Annotated in this window: 19 protein-coding genes, 1 pseudogene and 2 riboswitches; of the genes and pseudogenes, 12 read left to right on the top strand and 8 right to left on the bottom strand. The window is 68.4% G+C overall.

What is annotated here, in order from left to right; genetic code table 11:
* The first annotated feature begins 2 nt into the window (after positions 1 to 2).
* Positions 3 to 66: riboswitch (guanidine-III (ykkC-III) riboswitch) on the top strand.
* A gap of 11 nt (positions 67 to 77) precedes the next feature.
* The 3 genes from MKCMC460_RS07275 (at position 78) to MKCMC460_RS07265 (ending at position 1220) form a co-directional block, all read left to right on the top strand.
* Positions 78 to 392, top strand: a complete 315-nt coding sequence (locus tag MKCMC460_RS07275) for a multidrug efflux SMR transporter (RefSeq protein WP_236981305.1) — start codon at positions 78 to 80, stop codon at positions 390 to 392.
* Between the two features lie 70 nt (positions 393 to 462).
* Complete coding sequence (locus tag MKCMC460_RS07270; protein ID WP_236981304.1) at positions 463 to 831, top strand: DoxX family protein; 369 nt, start codon at positions 463 to 465, stop codon at positions 829 to 831.
* Complete coding sequence (locus tag MKCMC460_RS07265) at positions 828 to 1220, top strand: nuclear transport factor 2 family protein (protein WP_236981303.1); 393 nt, start codon at positions 828 to 830, stop codon at positions 1218 to 1220. Before MKCMC460_RS07270 ends, MKCMC460_RS07265 begins: the two co-directional genes overlap by 4 nt.
* On the opposite strand, the gene yhjD is transcribed toward MKCMC460_RS07265, so the two are convergent.
* Together yhjD and trpS are read right to left on the bottom strand one after the other, a co-directional pair.
* Complete coding sequence (gene yhjD, locus MKCMC460_RS07260) at positions 1217 to 2254, bottom strand: inner membrane protein YhjD (RefSeq protein WP_289624957.1); 1038 nt, start codon at positions 2252 to 2254, stop codon at positions 1217 to 1219. The genes MKCMC460_RS07265 and yhjD overlap by 4 nt on opposite strands.
* Positions 2255 to 2261: 7 nt before the next feature.
* Positions 2262 to 3281 carry a tryptophan--tRNA ligase gene (gene trpS, locus MKCMC460_RS07255; protein WP_236981301.1) on the bottom strand — a complete coding sequence of 340 codons (1020 nt, stop codon included), beginning with the start codon at positions 3279 to 3281 and terminating at the stop codon, positions 2262 to 2264.
* 387 nt (positions 3282 to 3668) lie between these two features.
* Here trpS and MKCMC460_RS07250 point away from each other — a divergent pair, with 387 nt between their 5' ends.
* From MKCMC460_RS07250 to MKCMC460_RS07235, 4 genes are all read left to right on the top strand, one after another.
* A complete protein-coding gene (locus tag MKCMC460_RS07250; RefSeq protein ID WP_236983852.1) occupies positions 3669 to 4469 on the top strand; it encodes an alpha/beta fold hydrolase in 801 nt (266 codons plus the stop codon).
* Between the two features lie 77 nt (positions 4470 to 4546).
* A riboswitch (SAM riboswitch) is annotated at positions 4547 to 4665 on the top strand.
* A 41-nt stretch (positions 4666 to 4706) separates the two neighbouring features.
* Complete coding sequence (locus tag MKCMC460_RS07245) at positions 4707 to 6062, top strand: bifunctional o-acetylhomoserine/o-acetylserine sulfhydrylase (RefSeq protein ID WP_238305455.1); 1356 nt, start codon at positions 4707 to 4709, stop codon at positions 6060 to 6062.
* Positions 6063 to 6082: 20 nt separating this feature from the next.
* Positions 6083 to 7216 (top strand): homoserine O-acetyltransferase, encoded by a 1134-nt coding sequence (locus MKCMC460_RS07240; RefSeq protein WP_236981299.1) that lies wholly within the window; start codon positions 6083 to 6085, stop codon positions 7214 to 7216.
* The gene (locus tag MKCMC460_RS07235) at positions 7213 to 7944 is read left to right on the top strand and encodes a class I SAM-dependent methyltransferase (protein ID WP_236983851.1); all 732 of its coding nucleotides are present in this window, start codon (positions 7213 to 7215) and stop codon (positions 7942 to 7944) included. The genes MKCMC460_RS07240 and MKCMC460_RS07235 overlap by 4 nt, the downstream gene beginning before the upstream one ends.
* Before the next feature lie 5 nt (positions 7945 to 7949).
* Here the strand turns inward: MKCMC460_RS07235 and MKCMC460_RS07230 are convergent, their stop codons facing one another.
* A complete protein-coding gene (locus MKCMC460_RS07230; protein WP_236983849.1) occupies positions 7950 to 8525 on the bottom strand; it encodes a TetR/AcrR family transcriptional regulator in 576 nt (191 codons plus the stop codon).
* A gap of 98 nt (positions 8526 to 8623) precedes the next feature.
* Here MKCMC460_RS07230 and MKCMC460_RS07225 point away from each other — a divergent pair, with 98 nt between their 5' ends.
* Positions 8624 to 9097: a DUF1772 domain-containing protein gene (locus tag MKCMC460_RS07225; RefSeq protein WP_236981298.1), complete on the top strand. Its 474-nt coding sequence runs from the start codon at positions 8624 to 8626 to the stop codon at positions 9095 to 9097.
* Entirely contained in the window at positions 9094 to 9471 is a 378-nt protein-coding gene (locus MKCMC460_RS07220) for a DUF4267 domain-containing protein (RefSeq protein WP_236981296.1), read from the top strand. The genes MKCMC460_RS07225 and MKCMC460_RS07220 overlap by 4 nt, the downstream gene beginning before the upstream one ends.
* 87 nt (positions 9472 to 9558) lie before the next feature.
* On the opposite strand, the gene MKCMC460_RS07215 is transcribed toward MKCMC460_RS07220, so the two are convergent.
* The 3 genes and pseudogenes from MKCMC460_RS07215 to MKCMC460_RS07205 all read right to left on the bottom strand — a co-directional run bounded on the left by MKCMC460_RS07215 (position 9559) and on the right by MKCMC460_RS07205 (position 11932).
* On the bottom strand, positions 9559 to 10134 hold the full coding sequence (locus tag MKCMC460_RS07215; RefSeq protein WP_236981295.1) for a carboxymuconolactone decarboxylase family protein: 576 nt from the start codon (positions 10132 to 10134) through the stop codon (positions 9559 to 9561).
* Positions 10131 to 10436 carry a hypothetical protein gene (locus tag MKCMC460_RS07210; protein WP_236981294.1) on the bottom strand — a complete coding sequence of 102 codons (306 nt, stop codon included), beginning with the start codon at positions 10434 to 10436 and terminating at the stop codon, positions 10131 to 10133. The genes MKCMC460_RS07215 and MKCMC460_RS07210 overlap by 4 nt, the downstream gene beginning before the upstream one ends.
* 60 nt (positions 10437 to 10496) lie before the next feature.
* Positions 10497 to 11932, bottom strand: a pseudogene (locus MKCMC460_RS07205) (FAD-dependent oxidoreductase).
* A gap of 247 nt (positions 11933 to 12179) precedes the next feature.
* Here MKCMC460_RS07205 and MKCMC460_RS07200 point away from each other — a divergent pair.
* Complete coding sequence (locus tag MKCMC460_RS07200) at positions 12180 to 12608, top strand: DUF732 domain-containing protein (protein WP_236981292.1); 429 nt, start codon at positions 12180 to 12182, stop codon at positions 12606 to 12608.
* Between the two features lie 7 nt (positions 12609 to 12615).
* Here MKCMC460_RS07200 and MKCMC460_RS07195 read toward each other — a convergent pair whose 3' ends face one another.
* Together MKCMC460_RS07195 and MKCMC460_RS07190 are read right to left on the bottom strand one after the other, a co-directional pair.
* Complete coding sequence (locus MKCMC460_RS07195) at positions 12616 to 12909, bottom strand: DUF3017 domain-containing protein (protein WP_236981291.1); 294 nt, start codon at positions 12907 to 12909, stop codon at positions 12616 to 12618.
* The gene (locus MKCMC460_RS07190; RefSeq protein ID WP_236981290.1) at positions 12906 to 13751 is read right to left on the bottom strand and encodes a bifunctional methylenetetrahydrofolate dehydrogenase/methenyltetrahydrofolate cyclohydrolase; all 846 of its coding nucleotides are present in this window, start codon (positions 13749 to 13751) and stop codon (positions 12906 to 12908) included. Before MKCMC460_RS07190 ends, MKCMC460_RS07195 begins: the two co-directional genes overlap by 4 nt.
* Before the next feature lie 39 nt (positions 13752 to 13790).
* On the opposite strand from MKCMC460_RS07190, the gene MKCMC460_RS07185 reads away from it, so the two are divergent.
* Positions 13791 to 14999, top strand: coding sequence for an NADH:flavin oxidoreductase (locus MKCMC460_RS07185; RefSeq protein WP_236981289.1), 1209 nt, complete (start codon positions 13791 to 13793; stop codon positions 14997 to 14999).
* A 30-nt stretch (positions 15000 to 15029) separates the two neighbouring features.
* Positions 15030 to 17699, top strand: coding sequence for an FHA domain-containing protein (locus MKCMC460_RS07180; RefSeq protein WP_236981288.1), 2670 nt, complete (start codon positions 15030 to 15032; stop codon positions 17697 to 17699).
* Positions 17700 to 17814: the final 115 nt, after the last annotated feature.

The following is a 17814-nucleotide window of genomic DNA, read 5'->3' as shown; positions in this document are numbered from 1 at the left end:
CGAGCGGGTCAACATCTGACACCGGACGAGGCGCACCGTACCCGGCCAGCGAAAAGACGGCGCTGTGGAGGTGCGTGATGGCCTGGCTGGTATTGATCGTGTCGGGGACCCTGGAGGCCGTCTGGGCCACCGCGCTGGCGAAGTCCGACGGCTTCTCGCGACTCGCCCCCACCGCCGTTTTCTTCGTCGCGCTGGTGGCGTCGATGTCCGGGCTGGCGATCGCGATGCGCAGCCTGCCCACCGGGACCAGCTACGCGGTGTGGGTCGGCATCGGCGCCGTGCTCACGGTCGGCTACGCGATGCTGACCGGCGCCGAACCGGCCTCGCCGGTGAAGATGCTGCTCATCGCAGGGGTGATCGGCTCCATCGTCGGCCTCAAACTCGTCGGCTGAACTCCGACTGTCACATCCGGTGCGGCTGCGCCGTCTGATCTGTGCACGCCTATCTACATCGGAGGTCGAAATGAATGCACTGCTGTGGACATTGCAGGCGACTCTTGCCGCAATCTTCGCGGTATCGGGGGTGGCGAAGATCAGTCAGCCCAAAGAGCGACTGATCGCCATGGGCCAAACGGGAGTGGCCCCCTTTCCGCTGCCGGTGGTTCGCGTCACCGCGTTCTGCGAATTGTTGGGCGCCGTCGGAATTCTGCTGCCGTGGCTGGTCGGTGTCGACAGATACCTCACCCCGCTGGCCGCTGCCGGCTTCGCCGTGGTGATGATCGGTGCCGTCGGCTCGCACGCGTATCTGCGCGAGCCGCGCAACGTCGCGCTGACCGCGCTGATCTTCGCGGCCGCGGTGTTCGTCGCAGTGGGACGGGGGCTGGCGCTGTGAGCACCCACCCCTTCCGCGCAGCCGTCGAAGCCGGCCGATTCGACACCATCGGCGAGATTTTCGCCGAAGACGCCGTGGTGCACAGCCCGATCACGCACCGGCCGTACCGGGGCCGCGACGCCATCGCGCTCATCGTCGGGACGGTAGCGAAGATCCTCGACGACTTTCATTTCGTCAAGGAGCTACCCGGAACCGAATCTGTGTGCGGGACAACCGATCACGCTTTCCGGTTCACCGCCACGGTAGATGGGCTGGAACTCTGGGGCTGCGATTTCGTCCACACCGGCGAGGCGGGGCTCATCGATGAGATCACCGTCATGATGCGACCGCTCAAAGCCGTCACCGCCTTCGCCTCGCGGATGCGCGCCGAATTGGCGGGGCCGCACTAGCGCTTTTTTCGCAGGAACCTCGAAAGAGTCAGCGCGCCAACGGCGCCCGCAGCCAGCGCGGCGGCGGTCTGACGGGCGCTGAGACCCTCGTCGACCAGCACGCGCGGGCTGATGACCGCGGGCGGCGGGGGCTCGATCTGCGTGTCGCGCGGGTCTTCGGGATGCGTGGTGGCCGCCCACGCCGTCGCGAACAGCACCAGATAGGCGGTCACGTTGGCGAACACCATCAGCCCCAAAACCGGCCCGAACGTCGCACCGGCGGGGCTGCGCAGCACGACACGCAGGTAGATCGACGCCACCTGCTTGAACAACTCGAAGGCCACCGCCGCCAGCAGGCCGGCCCGCATCGAGGTCACCAACCGGACCTTCTCCCGCGGCAGCCGGGCGATCATCCAGGTGAACAGCAGCCAGGTCACCAGCAGCGAAACCAGTATGGAAGCGACCCGGAACATCGGGTCGAAGATCGAAAACTCAGGTATGTGAAGCCATCTCAGCACCGCGCGCATCGGCCCGGTGTGGCCGAGCGCACTGAGCGCCAGACTCAGCACGGTCACCGCGAACGTGCCGAGCATCGCCAGCAGGTCGGATAGCTTGGTGCGCACGTAGCCGTCGCCGTTCGGGGTTTGCGCCCACATCGCGCTGATCGCGGCCCGCAGATGCGAAATCCAGCCCAGGCCGGCCCAGGTCGCGGTGGCCAAACCGATGATGCCCACCGAAGTCCGCGCGTCGATCGCCGAATTCATCAGTTCCACCAACTCTTTGGCCATCGGGCCGGACACCGACGCGGTGATCTTGTCGTCGATCGTCTTGAGCCATCCCGGCCGGCGCGACAGCAGGTACCCGACCGAGGCGAAGCCGACCATCAGCAACGGGAACAACGCGAAGATCGTGTAGTAGGTCAGGCCGCCGGCGAAGAACCCGCCATTTTGCTCACTGAAGCGTTGATAGGCGCGCATGACGTGGTCGAGCCACGCGTGCCGGCTCCGCAGCCGATCGAGGATCCCCGGCTCGGCCTCCGCGGCCTCCTCGTTCATGGATCACCTATTCCCGTTGCGGAAGGAACCCTAACCGATCGTAGACCCGCTGCACGGTTTTGCTGGCGACCTCGTTCGCCCGCTGTGCGCCGGCGGCCAGGGTCACCTCCAGCTCGGCCAGATCGGCCGTGAGTTCCTCGACGCGCGCCTTGATCGGGCTGACGTATGCCACGACGGCGTCGGCGGTGTCCTTTTTCAAATCGCCGTAACCGCGCCCGGCGTAGCCGTCGACGAGGGTGTCGATGTCCACGCCGGTGACCGCCGACTGGATGCTGAGCAGGTTCGACACCCCCGCTTTGGCCGCGGGGTCGTGGCGGATCTCGCGTTCGCTGTCGGTGACGGCGGAGCGAATCTTCTTGGCGGACTTGGCCGGATCGTCGAGCAGGCTGATCAGTCCGGCGTCGGTGGAGGCGGACTTGCTCATCTTCGACGTGGGGTCCTGCAGGTCGTAGATCTTGGCAGTGACCTTGGGGACCAGGACGTCGGGAACCACGAAGGTGTTCGGGAAGCGGCTGTTGAACCGTTGCGCGACGTCGCGGGCCAGCTCCAGGTGCTGGCGCTGGTCCTCACCCACCGGCACCAGATCGGAGTCGTAGGCGAGCACGTCGGCGGCCTGCAGCACCGGGTAGGTGAACAGGCCGACGGTGGTCGAATCGGCGCCCTGCTTGGTCGACTTGTCCTTGAACTGCGTCATCCGCGACGCCTGACCGAAGCCGGTGAAGCAGCCCAGCACCCAGGCCAGCTGACTGTGGGCGGGCACGTGGCTCTGCACGAAGATCGTCGCGCGGGCCGGGTCGATGCCCAGCGCGAGGTACTGCGCCGCGGTGATCAGCGTCCGGCGCCGCAGCGCCTCAGGGTCCTGCGGGATGGTGATCGCGTGCAGGTCGACCACGCAGAAGAAGGCGTCGTGGTCGTCTTGCAGCGCCACCCACTGGGCGACGGCGCCCAGCGCGTTGCCCAGGTGCAGGGAGTCGGAGGTGGGCTGGACGCCCGAGAAAATCCGGCGGGATCCGGTCGAGGTGCTCATGATGCCGTCGATCTTTTCACGAGCCCAGCCCAGCCCTGCCCAGCCCTGCCCAGCCCTGCCCAGCCCTTCTCGGCGAGCGTCACCCAGCCCTTGTCGGCGAGCGTCACGCCAGCGCATCAGCCGACCTCGAGCGTCACGCCAGCGCAGCGCCCGGCGCCACACGCGCCCAGCCCAGCCCTTCTCGGCGAGCGTCACGCCAGCGCATCAGCCGACCTCGAGCGTCACGCCAGCGCAGCGCCCGGCGCCACACGGCGCGACGCTCGGCGGGCCCAACCCAGGTTGCGGTACCGGCGGTACCGCATTTACTGTCGATTTATGGGACGCCAAGCTTCAGCTATTCGTACCCCGATTCACCTGGGCCCCACCGATGGTTCGGCCGAACCCGTCCTGCTGCTGCACCCGTTCCTGATGTCTCAGACGGTATGGGAAGTGGTCGCCCAGCAACTGGCCGACACCGGCCGTTACGAGGTGTTCGCGCCCACCATGGCCAGCCACAACGGCGGCCCCCGCGCCGGCACCTGGTTCCTGTCCTCGCAGGTGCTGGCCGATCACGTCGAACGTCAGATGGACGAACTGGGCTGGGACACCGCGCACATCGTCGGCAACTCGCTGGGCGGCTGGGTCGCGTTCGAGCTGGAACGACGCGGCCGCGCCCGCAGCGTCACCGGAATCGCCCCGGCCGGCGGGTGGACACGATGGAGCCCGGCCAAGTTCGAGGTGATTGCCAAGTTCATCCTGGGCATCCCGCTACTGGTGTTCGCCTGGCTGCTCGGCCCGCGGGTGCTGCGCGTCCCGTTCAGCCGGCCGCTGGCCACCTACGCGATCAGCGCCTCCCCTGACGGGGTCAGCGAACGCGAACTGAGCACCATCATCGACGACGTCGCGCACTGCCCCGCCTACTTCCAGCTGCTGCTCAAGGCGCTGCTGATGCCGGGCCTGGAGGAACTCGCCGAGAACGCCGTCCCGGCGCACCTGGTGATCTGCACCAAGGACCGCATCGTCCCCTCCCCCAGGTTCAGCAAGCACTTCCGCGAACACCTGCCCGACGACCACCTCTTCACCGTGCTGGAAAACGTCGGGCATGTGCCGATGTTCGAGGCGCCGGGCCGGGTCACCGAGGTGATCACCCAATTCATCGACGAGTGCGTGTCGTCGGCGCGACAGGTCGAGCCGCCAGCCACTGCCTGACCAGGGCAGCTGGACACACACCCCGCGGTTGCTGCGCAATTGGCAGCGCGGCGCCGCCATGCGATACGCTTCTTTTCGGTCATGAGCGCCAGCGTCAAGCCCCGGCTTGCTGGCCGGCAACCCTCCAACCGCGGTGGGGTGCCCCGGGTGATGACCAGGTTGAGTAGCCCAACCGGCTATCCGGCAAGCGCGGGTCCGCCATGAACGGGCCCCTGAGCCAGACAGGGGAAGATTCTCGTGACCAACGACAGCACCGCAGCCGCCGACCCGACGGCGAACTGGTCGTTCGAAACCAAGCAGATCCACGCCGGCCAGCACCCGGACCCGACCACCAACGCCCGCGCGCTGCCGATCTACCAGACCACGTCCTACACCTTCAACAGTGTCGCGCACGCCGCCGCCCTGTTCGGGCTGGCCGAGCCGGGCAACATCTACACCCGCATCGGCAACCCGACCACCGACGTCGTCGAGCAGCGCATCGCCGCCCTCGAGGGCGGGGTGGCCGCGCTGTTCCTGTCCTCCGGGCAGGCCGCCGAGACGTTTGCCATCCTGAACCTGGCCGGCGCCGGTGATCACATCGTGTCCAGTCCCCGGCTCTACGGCGGCACCTACAACCTGTTCCACTACTCGCTGGCCAAGCTCGGCATCGAGGTCAGCTTCGTCGACGACCCGGACAATCTGGACTCCTGGCAGCAGGCCGTGCGACCCAACACCAAGGCGTTCTTCGGCGAGACCATCTCCAACCCGCAGATCGACATCCTGGACATCCCCGGGGTAGCCGAGGTGGCGCACCGCAACGGGGTGCCGTTGATCGTCGACAACACCATCGCCACTCCCTACCTGATCCAGCCGCTGGCCCACGGCGCCGACGTGGTGGTCCACTCGGCGACCAAGTATCTGGGCGGGCACGGCTCCGCGATCGCCGGTGTGATCGTCGACGGCGGCGCCTTCGACTGGACCCAGGGCCGCTTCCCCGGCTTCACCGCGCCCGACCCCAGCTACCACGGCGTGGTCTACGCCGAACTGGGGCCGCCGGCGTTCGCGCTCAAGGCCCGGGTGCAGTTGCTGCGTGACCTCGGTTCGGCGGCCTCACCGTTCAACGCGTTCCTGGTGGCTCAGGGCCTGGAGACGCTGAGCCTGCGGATGGAGCGGCACGTCGCCAATGCGCAGCGGGTCGCGGAGTTCCTGGCTGCCCGCGACGACGTGCTGTCGGTCAACTATGCCGGACTGCCCGGTTCGCCCTGGCACGAGCGGGCAAAGAAGTTGGCGCCCAAGGGAACTGGTGCGGTACTGGCCTTCGAGCTGGCCGGCGGTGTCGAGGCCGGCAAAGCGTTCGTCGACGCGCTGCGGTTGCACAGTCACGTCGCCAACATCGGTGACGTGCGCTCGCTGGTGATCCACCCGGCGTCCACCACCCACGCCCAGCTCAGCCCCGCCGAGCAGTTGGCCACCGGCGTCACCCCCGGCCTGGTGCGGTTAGCCGTGGGCATCGAAGGCATCGACGACATCCTGGCCGACCTGGAGCTTGGTTTCGCCGCAGCCGGGGTATACGCGGCCAACGGCAGCGACCCGCAGACCGTGGCGGCATTCTGAGGACGCGCGAGAGAAATGACATGACGATCTCCGACGTACCCACCCAGACGTTGCCCGCCGAAGGCGAGATCGGTGTCGTCGACATCGGCTCGCTGCAGCTGGAGAGCGGCGCGGTCATCGACGACGTCCACATCGCCGTGCAGCGCTGGGGCGAGTTGTCCCCCACGCGCGACAACGTGGTGATGGTGCTGCATGCACTGACCGGTGATTCGCACGTCACCGGCCCGGCCGGGGCCGGGCATCCCACCCCCGGGTGGTGGGACGGCGTGGTCGGACCGGGCGCGCCCATCGACACCGACCGCTGGTGCGCGGTGTCCACCAATGTGCTGGGCGGCTGCCGCGGTTCGACCGGCCCGAGTTCGCTGGCCCGCGACGGAAAGCCTTACGGCTCAAGGTTTCCGCTGATCACCATTCGCGACCAGGTGGAAGCTGACATCGCCGCGCTGGAGGCTCTGGGAATAACCGAAGTGGCCGCCGTCGTTGGCGGGTCCATGGGCGGAGCCCGGGCGTTGGAATGGATCGTCGGTCACCCCGACCGGGTGCGGGCCGGGCTGCTGCTGGCGGTCGGTGCCCGCGCGACCGGCGACCAGCTCGGCACGCAGACCACCCAGATCGCGGCCATCAAGGCCGACCCGAACTGGCAGGGCGGCGACTACCACGAATCCGGCCGCGGGCCCGACGACGGCCTGAAGCTCGCCCGCCGGATCGCCCATCTGACCTACCGGGGCGAACTCGAACTGGACACCCGCTTCGCCAACAAAGCTCAGGCCGATGAAGACCCGGCCGCCGGCGGTCGGTACGCCGTGCAGAGTTATCTGGAGCATCAGGGCGAGAAGCTGGTGTCCCGGTTCGACGCCGGCAGCTATGTGATCCTGACCGAATCGCTCAACAGCCACGACGTCGGGCGCGGACGCGGCGGGGTACACGCGGCATTGACCAGCTGCCCGGTTCCGGTGGTGGTCGGCGGCATCACCTCCGACCGGCTCTATCCGCTGCGGCTGCAGGACGAGCTAGCCGAACTGCTGCCCGGTTGCGACGACGTGCGGGTGGTCAGTTCGGTCTGCGGGCACGACGGGTTCCTGGTCGAGACCGAAGCCGTTGGTGAATTGATCCGCGAGACACTGGCTTTGGCTGACGGCGAGTGTCCGCGGTGACCCGCTCCCGGCATGATCGCTCGCTGTCGTTCGGTTCGGCGGCCGCCGCCTACGAGCGGGGCCGCCCGACCTACCCGCCCGAGGCGATCGACTGGTTGCTGCCGGCCGGGGCGCGCAAGGTGCTCGACCTGGGTGCGGGGACGGGCAAGCTGACCACCCGCCTGGTCGAACGCGGCCTGGACGTGGTGGCCGTGGACCCGGTGCCGGAGATGCTCGAGGTGCTCAGGTCTTCGCTGCCCAAGACGGTGGCCCTGCTGGGTACCGCGGAAGAGATTCCGTTGCAGGACAACAGCGTCGATGCGGTGCTGGTCGCCCAAGCGTGGCACTGGGTCGACCCGACCCGTGCGGTGCCGGAGGTGGCGCGGGTGTTACGGCCCGGCGGGCGGCTGGGCCTGGTGTGGAACACCCGCGACGAGCGGCTGGGCTGGGTACGCGAGCTGGGCGACATCATCGGGCGGGACGCCGACCCGGTGAACAACCTGGTGACCCTGCCCGAGCCGTTCACCGACCTGGAGCGCCATCAGGTGGAGTGGACGAATTACCTTACGCCGCAAGCGCTTATCGATCTGGTAGCGTCACGCACCTACTGCATCACCTCACCGACCGAGGTGCGCGCCAAGACGCTGGACCGGGTCCGCGAACTGCTGGCCACCCACCCGGCGCTGGCGAACTCCGCCGGATTGGCGCTGCCGTACGTGACGGTCTGCGTACGGGCGACGTTGTCCTGATCCCGTCAGCCACCGGTGAACTGTTCGACGAGCAGTGCAAGACGTTCCGAGTCGAATCCCGCGCGTAGCCGTCCGGTCCGGTTGAGGGTGACGAGTCCGTGCAGCGCCGCCCAGAATACTTCGGCCGCAGTGTCGGCGTCGCTATGGTTGGCCGCCGCGCTCACCGCTTGACGGAGCCCGGCGAAAGCCGCCTCCAGCTGAGGTGGCGTGTCGTCCGCGGCGAAACGCAGAGTGGTGGCGCGGGTGAACATGGCGTCGTACACGGCCGGGTTGTCGCGGGCGAAATCCAGATAGGCGCGGGCAATTCGCGTCAAAGCTTCGCTGCCGCTACCACCGCCTGAGCCTGCGGCGGCACACACCGCGGCGAGTTCGGCGAAGCCGTCGAGCGCAACCGCCTCAGCGATTCGCTCCATGCCGGCAAAGTGCTTGTACAGCACGGGTTGGCTGTACTCGATCTCGGTGGACAACCGCCGTGTGGTGACGGCATCCCAGCCCTCGGTTTCGGCCAACTTGCGGGCGGTGCCGATGATCAGCTGTCGGCGGGCGGCCCGCTCGCGTTCGCGCCGATCTGAATTGACCATAGTTGACTTTAGCATCGCTAGCATTACTAGCGCCGCTATTGCGTCAATCCACCGCCAGGGTTAGCGTTGCTAGCGAAAGGGACCGAAAGGAGTCACGGATGGCCATCGAACTCGGCCGAATCGCCGCGCTGGTCGCGCTACTGGGCACTGCGGTGGTCTACGGCACCGACGTCTTCTGTGCGGTCGTGATGCGACCGGCTTTGTCCTCGGTCGACGACAAAGCCTTGGTCGCGGTGATGGGAAGCGTGCACCGTTACGGCGACCGGCGCATGCCGGTGCCCGGGGTGCTGGGCTTTGTCGCCGCCATGGCGAGTGCGGCGCTGGCGGCGGCAACCAGACATTGGACGCAGGCGATCGCGGCGGGCGCCGCCGTGCTCATACTGTCGATCTGGCTCCTGCTCTACGCCCGGGTGAGCGCACCCATCAACCGTCAATTGACCGAGGCGGCCGACGCCGGGCAAGCACTGCCGAACGGGCGTGTGTTGCAAGCGAAGTGGGATCGAATCATCGGCGCCCGCGCAGTGCTGCAGGGTCTGGCCGTCGCTGCACTGTGCGTGGTGCTGAGCACATGACCGTTACCGTGGCCTATGCCCTCGCCGGACTGATTGCCGGCGGCATCATCTTCATCGGTGCACGATTCATCGTCGCGCCGGGGGCCGCCGCCGCCGGCTACGGTGTGCAACCAGATCTCGGCCGGCGATCGGCCAGGGCCTACCTGAGCGTCAAGGGTGTCCGCGACATCGCATCCGGGGTAGTCGTATTGATCCTGATGGCCGCCGGCGCAACCCAACTGCTCGGCTGCGTAGTGCTGGCCGCCACGATCATTCCGATCGCCGACGCGATCATTGTGCTAGGCAACGGTGGCCGTAAGTCGATCGCACTGGGAATCCACGGCCTCACCGCCGCCGTCATGCTGCTGACTTCTGCCCTGCTGCTTATGACCTGAGGAGCTCAGCATCTGTCCGTGCCGGACCGACGTGCACCGCTATCGGATCTCAACTCCGCAGCCTCTTCCCGTCCGCCGGCCTGAGCGTCACCGATAGCCGCGTTTCAGCAGGTGCTTTGCGCCGGCACTCATCGCGTCGGAACCGGCGACGGCGAAGTCGAACGCGTTGGCCAGCCGGTTGGTGATGTCGAAGGCCAACGCGACCGCCAGGGCATCGCGGATCTGTTGCGCGGAAACACCTTTGGCCAGTACGGCCCGGATATCGTCAGGGTCGATACGATGCTCGCCGGCGAGTTTGCCGAGCAGCAGCAGCGTCGCTCGCAGCTGTTCCCCGATGGGCGCGGCCGCCACATCGGTAAGGGTTGCGGCAACCTTCGCCGGGTCGGCATACCACTGGCCCGAGGTGGCCGAGTGCGCGGCGACGCAGAACGGGCACGTGTTGACCTGGGAGACGTAGGCCGCCATCAGTTCGCGCTCACCGACCGACCACTCCGAAGGGCCGCGCATAGCCTCGTGGGTCAGCGCTCCGGCCCCGAAGAACTCGCGGCGGTAGAAGGCCAACTTGACCGCGTCGACCACCGGGTGACCGGAGACCAGCCCGATCACGGTGAACAGCGCCTTCGTCGGCAACCGGTGGCCGCGGTCCAGGATCCCGAGCCTCATAGCCCCGCCGCCTCGGCAAGGGCGGCGAGCGCGTTGTCGTACTGGCGGCTTGCCTGCCCGACGGCGGCGCAGACCACGATCTCGAAAATCTGGTCCTCAGTTAGTCCGCTGGCGCGCACCGCCGCGACGTCCTCGTCGGTCACCTGGTGGGAGCGGAGCGCCACCTTCTCGACCAGGGTGCGCACGGGTTCGTCGAGGTCCGCGTTGTCGAATGCGGCGCGGCGCAGACGGCGCGGCGCCGTCGCATCGTTGTCCCGGATTCGGGCGACAAGCGCGCGGTGCAATGGGCTGATGTCGGTCATCGTCACGGGTTCCCTCTCGTTGGCGCCCAACCGTGTCGACAGTGCATTCTGCGCGGAAATTCAGAAATCGAGCCCGGAGAACATCACCCGACCAGGGTCCAACTGCTGGCGCACCGAGGTCAGCCGCGCCAGGTTCGACCCGAAGTACCGCGACGCCGAAGTGTTGGCCTCCAGGTAGTTGACGTAGCCGCCCACCGAGTACTGCTTGACCGTTTGATGCGCGGTGGCCACCCAGGTGCTCGCCGTGGAGGTGGACCCGCTGCCGGTCTCCACGTACCACTGCGCGACGGCCGCGGACTGGCGCCACGGGAACGCAGTGCCGGCCGAATCGACGTCACCGACCGCGCCGCTGAGCGTGTCGACGATCACCGAGGCGCGCCCGCCCTCCGGCGGCCACTTGCCGATGGCCCCGACAATCGCTTGTGCCGCAGCCGAATTCATGGTGCCGATGACATCGGACCCGGCTACGAACGCGCGCGGGGAACTCGTGGAGCTGCCGCCCGCCAGATAGGTCACCAGCTCCATGCGGCTCAGGGTCTTGTGCTCGGTCGCCGTCGGCGCCACACCGACCGCGGACTTGATCGCGTCGGCCACCGCGGCGCCAGAGCCGGCCGGGCAGGTGGCCAGCACATGGCAGGCGCCCTGGGATCCGTTGACGGACAGGTCGACCAGGCCCCAAGTGTTGCGGTCGGCTCCGGCGAGCCAGGACTGCCAACCGGTGAGCACCTGCGCGCCTGCCGTGGGTGCGAAATCGACGCGCACCACGTCGGAGTCGGCGGTGGGAAAGGTGTTGAACGTCAACGACGTCGTGACCCCGAAGTTGCCGCCCCCGCCGCCGCGCAACGCCCAGAACAGATCGGGATGGTCCTGTTCGGAAGCGGTGACGAGTTCTCCGCTGGGCAGCACCACCGTCGCCGACCGCAGCACGTCACAAGCCAGACCGGCGTGGCGGGAGTCGGCCCCATCCCGCCGCCCAGCGTCAGCCCGACCGCGCCCACCGTCGGGCAACTGCCGGTGGGGATGGCGCGGCCCGCGCCGGCCAAAGCCTGTTGTACCGCATACAGATTCGTGCCGGCCGGAACCGTGACGGTGCCCGCGACGGGATCGACGTTCACCCCACCGGTCAGGCCGCGCAGATCGAGCACCAGGGTGCCGTTGGCGCTCGACGCGCCGACGTAGGAATGCCCGCCGCCGCGCGGCGCGATCTTGAGCTTGTTGGCCACGGCGAACGCGACCGCCTTCTGGACGTCTGCCGGCGAGGTCACCACTACCACCGCGGCCGGACTGGACCCGTTATACAGCGAGTTGAACACCTGCTTACCGGTGGCGAAGTTCGCGTCGGACGGCAGCAGCACCTTGCCGCTGATCGAGGACGCCAGCGTGCTCCAGCCGCCGGCCGGCTCAGCCCGTACCTTCGTCGTCCCGAACAGCGCCGAGGTGGCCAGCGCTCCGGCGGCACCGCGCAGGAAGGCCTGACGAGAGATCATGGGTCGCATTGTTAACCGCCCCGGCCGCCAAACAAGTTGTCGTGCAACGTGTCGCCAGGCAGCGTGATGCGATCGTGTCGTTGGGCCGCGACCCCGGTACTCGATGGCGGCACGACCGACACCCGACAAAACGCAAGGCGGGCCAAACCTTTACGCCATCGTGTCCTGAATGAGACCGCGGCGGAGAAAGGTTCGTAGCGTCGTTTGAGTGCCACCGGACCTTGGTGCTCTCCAAAAACCTGAAGAGGGAGCTCACATGAACCGATGGCGCCATCAACCGTTGACCATCCGGCTGCTCGCGGGAGGCGCGGGGGTGCTCGCGGCGGTTGCGGCTTTCACCAGTGCCCCCGCCGAGGCGAGCCCGATCGACGACGCGTTCACCAGTGCGCTGTCCAACGCCGGCATCAATTACGGCGACCCGGGCAGCGCGGTGGCACTGGGCCAGTCGGTGTGCCCCATGCTCGCCAAGCCGGGCGGCAACCTCGCCGCCGCCGCTTCGCAGATTCGCGGCAGCAACGGCATGTCGCCGCAGATGGCCAGTATGTTCGCCACCATCGCGATCCAGATGTACTGCCCGTCGGTGATGGCCGACGTCGCCAGCGGCCAGATGCCGGGGGCCCTGCAACAGATCCCGGGAATGCAGTCCATCCCGGGTATGCAGTCCATCCCGGGACTTCCGCACTAGCGCCGAGTTACCCGGTGCCGAGGGGGTCGATGGTCCACGCGACGTAGACCATCGCCGCCCCGACCGACAACGTGGTCAAAAAGTCGGTTCCCCGGCTGCGCACCACCAACAGACCGGCCCGCTCGTCGGGCAGGGCGAGCCGCAGCACCGCGGCTACCCCTACCCCGATGCCGATCAGCAGCGCGCCGCGACGCCAGAAGTTGGCCCCGGCCAGCACGAACGCCACCAGGAAGATCAGCCCGACGAGCAGGATCGGCCATTGGGCACGGACCGCGCGCCCCAGGATGGCCCCGGTGGTCATCGCTGCTCGGCTCGCTCGACGACGTTGGTGAGCAGGAAGGCGCGGGTCAGCGGACCCACGCCGCCGGGGTTGGGTGACACGTGACCGGCGACCTGCCAGACGTCGGGGTGCACGTCGCCGGTGAGCTTGCCGTCCACCCGGCTGACGCCGACGTCGACGACGGCCGCGCCGGGGCGCACCATGTCCGCGGTCAGCAGGTGCGGCACCCCAACCGCGGCCACGATGATGTCGGCCTGTCTGGTCAGCGCGGGCAGATCACGAGTCCCGGTGTGGCACAACGTAACTGTGGCATTCTCCGAGCGCCGGGTGAGCAGCAGACCCAGCGGCCGGCCTACGGTGACGCCGCGGCCGATGACCACCACGTGCGCGCCGGCGATCGGCACGTCGTAGCGGCGCAGCAGGTGCACGATGCCGCGCGGCGTGCACGGCAGCGGAGCCGGATCGTTGAGCACCAGCCGGCCCAGGTTGGTGGGGTGCAGCCCGTCGGCGTCCTTGTCCGGGTCGACGCGCTGCAGCGCCGCGTTCTCGTCGAGCTGCTTGGGCAGCGGCAACTGCACGATGTAGCCGGTGCACTCGGGGTTGGCGTTGAGCTCGTCGATGGCGGCGTTGAGGGTGGCGGTGTCGATGTCGGCGGGCAGGTCGCGGCGGATCGAAGTGATGCCCACCTTGGCGCAGTCGGCGTGCTTGCCGCGGACGTACGCCTGCGAGCCGGGGTCGTCGCCGACCAGGATGGTGCCCAACCCGGGGGTACGGCCCGATTCGGTCAGCGCCGCCACACGTTTGGTCAGGTCGACGAAGATCTCGTCCCGGGTGGCCTTGCCGTCCAGCGTGATTGCTCCCACGCCAGACAGTCTGGCATGACGGCGAAGTAGGCTCCCGATATGGCAAGTCTCAGCCCAGGCCCGCCAGATGTTTTCAGCCCGGCCAAACTCGGCCCGCTGACCCTGCGCAACCGCGTCATCAAGGCCGCGACATTCGAGCACCGCACGCCCAACGCACTGGTGTCCGACGACCTGATCGAGTACCACCGCCAGCCGGCGGCCGGCGGAGTCGGCATGACCACCGTCGCCTACTGCGCGGTCTCCCCCGGCGGCCGCACCGGCGGCGACGGGTTGTGGATGCGCCCGGAGGCGGTGCCCGGACTGCGCCGGCTCACCGACGCCATCCACGCCGAGGGCGTGGCGGTGAGCGCCCAGATCGGTCACGCGGGACCGGTGGCCGACGCCCGCTCCAACAAAGCCACCGCGCTGGCACCGGTGCGGTTGTTCAACCCGATCGGCATGCGGTTCGCCCGCAAGGCCGACCGCGACGACATCGACGACGTGCTGGCCGACCATGCGCAGGCCGCCCGATTCGCGGTGGAGGCCGGCTTCGACGCGGTCGAGATCCACCTGGGCCACAACTATCTGGCCAGTTCGTTCCTCTCGCCGCTGATCAACCGGCGCGACGACGAGTTCGGCGGGTCGCTGGCCAACCGGGCCAAGGTGGCCCGCGGGCTGGTGATGGCGGTGCGCCGCGCCGTCGACCAGGGCCCGCGCCAGATCGCGGTCACGGCCAAGCTGAACATGGCCGACGGGGTGCGCGCCGGCATCACCACCGAGGAATCGCTGATCACCGCCAAATGGCTGGAGGAGGACGGCGGCCTGGACGCCATCGAACTCACCGCCGGCAGCTCGCTGGTCAATCCGATGTACCTGTTCCGCGGCGACGCGCCGATCAAGCAGTTCGCCGGCGCCTTTAAGCCGCCGCTGCGCTGGGGCATGCGCATGACCGGCAAGAAGTTCCTGCGCGAATACCCTTATCGCGAGGCCTATCTGCTGCGCGAAGCCAAGCTGTTCCGCGCCGAACTCAAGCTGCCGCTGATCCTGCTGGGCGGCATCACCAATCGCGAGACGATGGATCTGGCGATGGCCGAGGGATTCGAGTTCGTCGCGATGGCCCGCGCGCTGCTGGCCGAGCCGGACCTGATCAACCGGATCAAAGCCGACGGTGCGCAGGTGCGGTCGGCGTGCACGCACTGTAACCAGTGCATGCCCACCATTTACAGTCGCACGCACTGCGTGGTGACCGGCGCGCCTGACAAGCGGTGAACCCAGGGCCAACGGCTACAGTTGTCTGCGATGTCTCCGCCCGCGCCGCCTGCGCTGACCGTTCGCTACGACGGGTCGGAGCGCACGTTCGCTCCGGGCCATGATGTGGTGGTGGGGCGCGACCTGCGCGCCGACATGCGCATCACTCATCCGCTGATTTCGCGCGCTCATCTACTGCTGCGCTTCGAGCAGGGCCGCTGGCTGGCCATCGACAACAATTCCCTCAACGGCACCTACGCCAACGGTCGCCGGGTGCCGGTCGTCGACATCCGCGACGGCCAGAGCGTCAACATCGGCAATCCCGACGGGCCGCTACTGACCTTCGAGGTGGGCCGCCATCAGGGCAGAGCGGGGCGCCCGCCGCAGACCGAGGCGATGCGGCTGTCGGTCGGGGCGGGGCCGTCGGGCGCTTGGCCGGCGCCGGCACCCCCCGGACCGCCCGGCCCGTCCGGACCGCTGGGACCGTCCGGACCGCAGGGACCACCGCCGAGCGGGCGGCAGGCCAACTACGCCGGCCCACCCCCGTCTCGACCGATTTCCGGCCCACCTGCCGCGCCACCGGGGCAACCCATGTACCCGAGCAGCGCCACGCCGGGCTGGGCGCCACCCGGCTACCCGGTGAGTGGACCGCCGCCGCCGAACTATCCGCAGCCGCCACCCCCGCCCGCGCGGCCGGCACCGCCGCGGCCCGGGCCGCCGGTCGGCGCCAAGCCACCCGAAGGCGGCAACATCGCCACCAAGATGTTCCAGGCGCTGCTGACCCGGACCGGGTCGCAGGAGATCCCGGTCGGCTCGGTCACGCTCGGGCGGTCCACCGACAACGACATCGTCATCCAGGACGTGCTGGCCTCGCGACACCACGCCTCGCTGCAGCTGACGCCGCTGGGTGCGGAGATCCGCGACAACAACAGCGTCAACGGCACCTTCGTCAACGGTGTCCGGGTGGGCTCGGCGATCCTTTCCGAAGGTGACCTGGTCACCATCGGCAACGTCGACCTGGTGTTCACCGGCGGCACGCTGGTGCGGCGCACCGCGGCGGCCACCCGCACCGGCGGGCTGGAGGTCAACTCGGTCACGTTCACCGTCGAGGGTGGAAAGCAGCTGCTCGACCACATCTCGCTGACCGCGCGCCCGGGCACCCTGACCGCGATCATCGGCGGATCCGGTGCCGGCAAGTCCACGCTGTCGCGGCTGATCGCCGGATACACCAGCCCCAGCACCGGCAACGTGACCTTCGAGGGCCACGACATCCACGCCGAGTACGCCTCGTTGCGCAGCCGGGTCGGCATGGTGCCCCAGGACGACGTCGTGCACCGCCAGCTGACCGTGAACCAGGCGCTGGGCTACGCCGCCGAACTGCGGCTGCCGCCCGACACCAGCAAGGCGGACCGCGCGCAGGTGGTGGCCCAAGTCCTCGAGGAACTCGAGCTGACCAAGCACGCCGACACCCGGGTGGACAAGCTCTCCGGCGGTCAGCGCAAGCGTGCGTCGGTGGCCCTGGAGCTGCTCACCGGCCCGTCGCTGCTGATCCTCGACGAGCCGACCTCCGGTCTGGACCCGGCCCTGGACCGGCAGGTGATGATGATGCTGCGCCAGCTCGCCGACGCCGGCCGCGTGGTGCTGGTGGTCACCCACTCGGTGTCCTACCTCGACGTCTGTGACCAGATCCTGCTGCTCGCCCCCGGCGGCAAGACCGCGTTCCTGGGGCCGCCCGACCAGATCGGCGCGGCGATGGGCACCACCAACTGGGCCGACATCTTCACCAAGGTGGGCGCCGATCCCGACGAGGCCAACCGTCGCTTCCGGGAAGGCCACCGGCAGCCCGAACGCCCGTCGGAAGCCAGTCCGGCGGCCGACCTGGGCGAACCGGTGCACAACAGCGGGTTCCGACAGTTCTCCACCATCGCCAGGCGCCAGGTCCGGCTGGTCATCTCCGACCGCGGCTACACGGTGTTCCTGGCGCTGTTGCCCTTCCTCATCGGTGTGCTGACCCTGACGGTGCGCGGCAAGACCGGGTTCGGGATGGCCGATCCGCTCAGCAGCGCACCGAACCAGCCCGGACAGATTTTGGTGATGCTCAACGTCGGCGCGGTGTTCATGGGGACCGCGCTGACCATCCGCGACTTGGTCGGCGAGCGTCCCATCTTCAAACGCGAGCAGGCCGTCGGCCTGTCCACCGGGGCGTATCTGGCCGCCAAGATCGTGGTGTTCTGCGCGTTCGCGACCATGCAGGCCGCCATCGCCACCACCATCGCGGTGGTCGGCTGGGGCAAGCCGCTCTCGGATGCTGTGCTGCTGGGCGACGTGCGCTTCGAGCTGTTCGTCACGGTCGCGGCGACCTGTGTGACCTCGGCGATTCTCGGCATGGCGCTCTCGGCGATCGCCAAGTCGCAGGATCAGATCATGCCCCTGCTGGTGACCGCGATCATGTCGCAGCTGGTGTTCTCCGGCGGCATGATCTGGGTGACCAACCGCACCGGCCTGGACCAGTTGTCCTGGGCCACCCCGGCGCGGTGGGGTTACGCGGCGGCGTCGTCGACGATCGACACGCACCGGCTCACGCCGGGGCCGACCGATCCCAAGGATCAGCACTGGAACCACACCGCGAGCGCGTGGCTGTTCGACATGGGCATGCTGGCAGTGCTGTGCATCATCTACAGCTTCATCGTGTGGTGGAGGATCCGGCTCAAACGGCGCTAGTTCGGAGTGCCGGTCTATTCCGGGGACTCGTGGGTGGCGGATCGGGCTGAAGCGGTGATATGCACACCAATAATGGGCGTTCATACATGGCACGCGCTGGCCCAAAGCGAATTCG

This window comes from Mycobacterium sp. 20KCMC460 (assembly GCF_022179425.1).
GTDB lineage: Bacteria > Actinomycetota > Actinomycetes > Mycobacteriales > Mycobacteriaceae > Mycobacterium > Mycobacterium kiyosense.
Note: the sequence above shows the minus strand (reverse complement) of the source record. Positions and strands in the feature narration are given on the sequence as shown.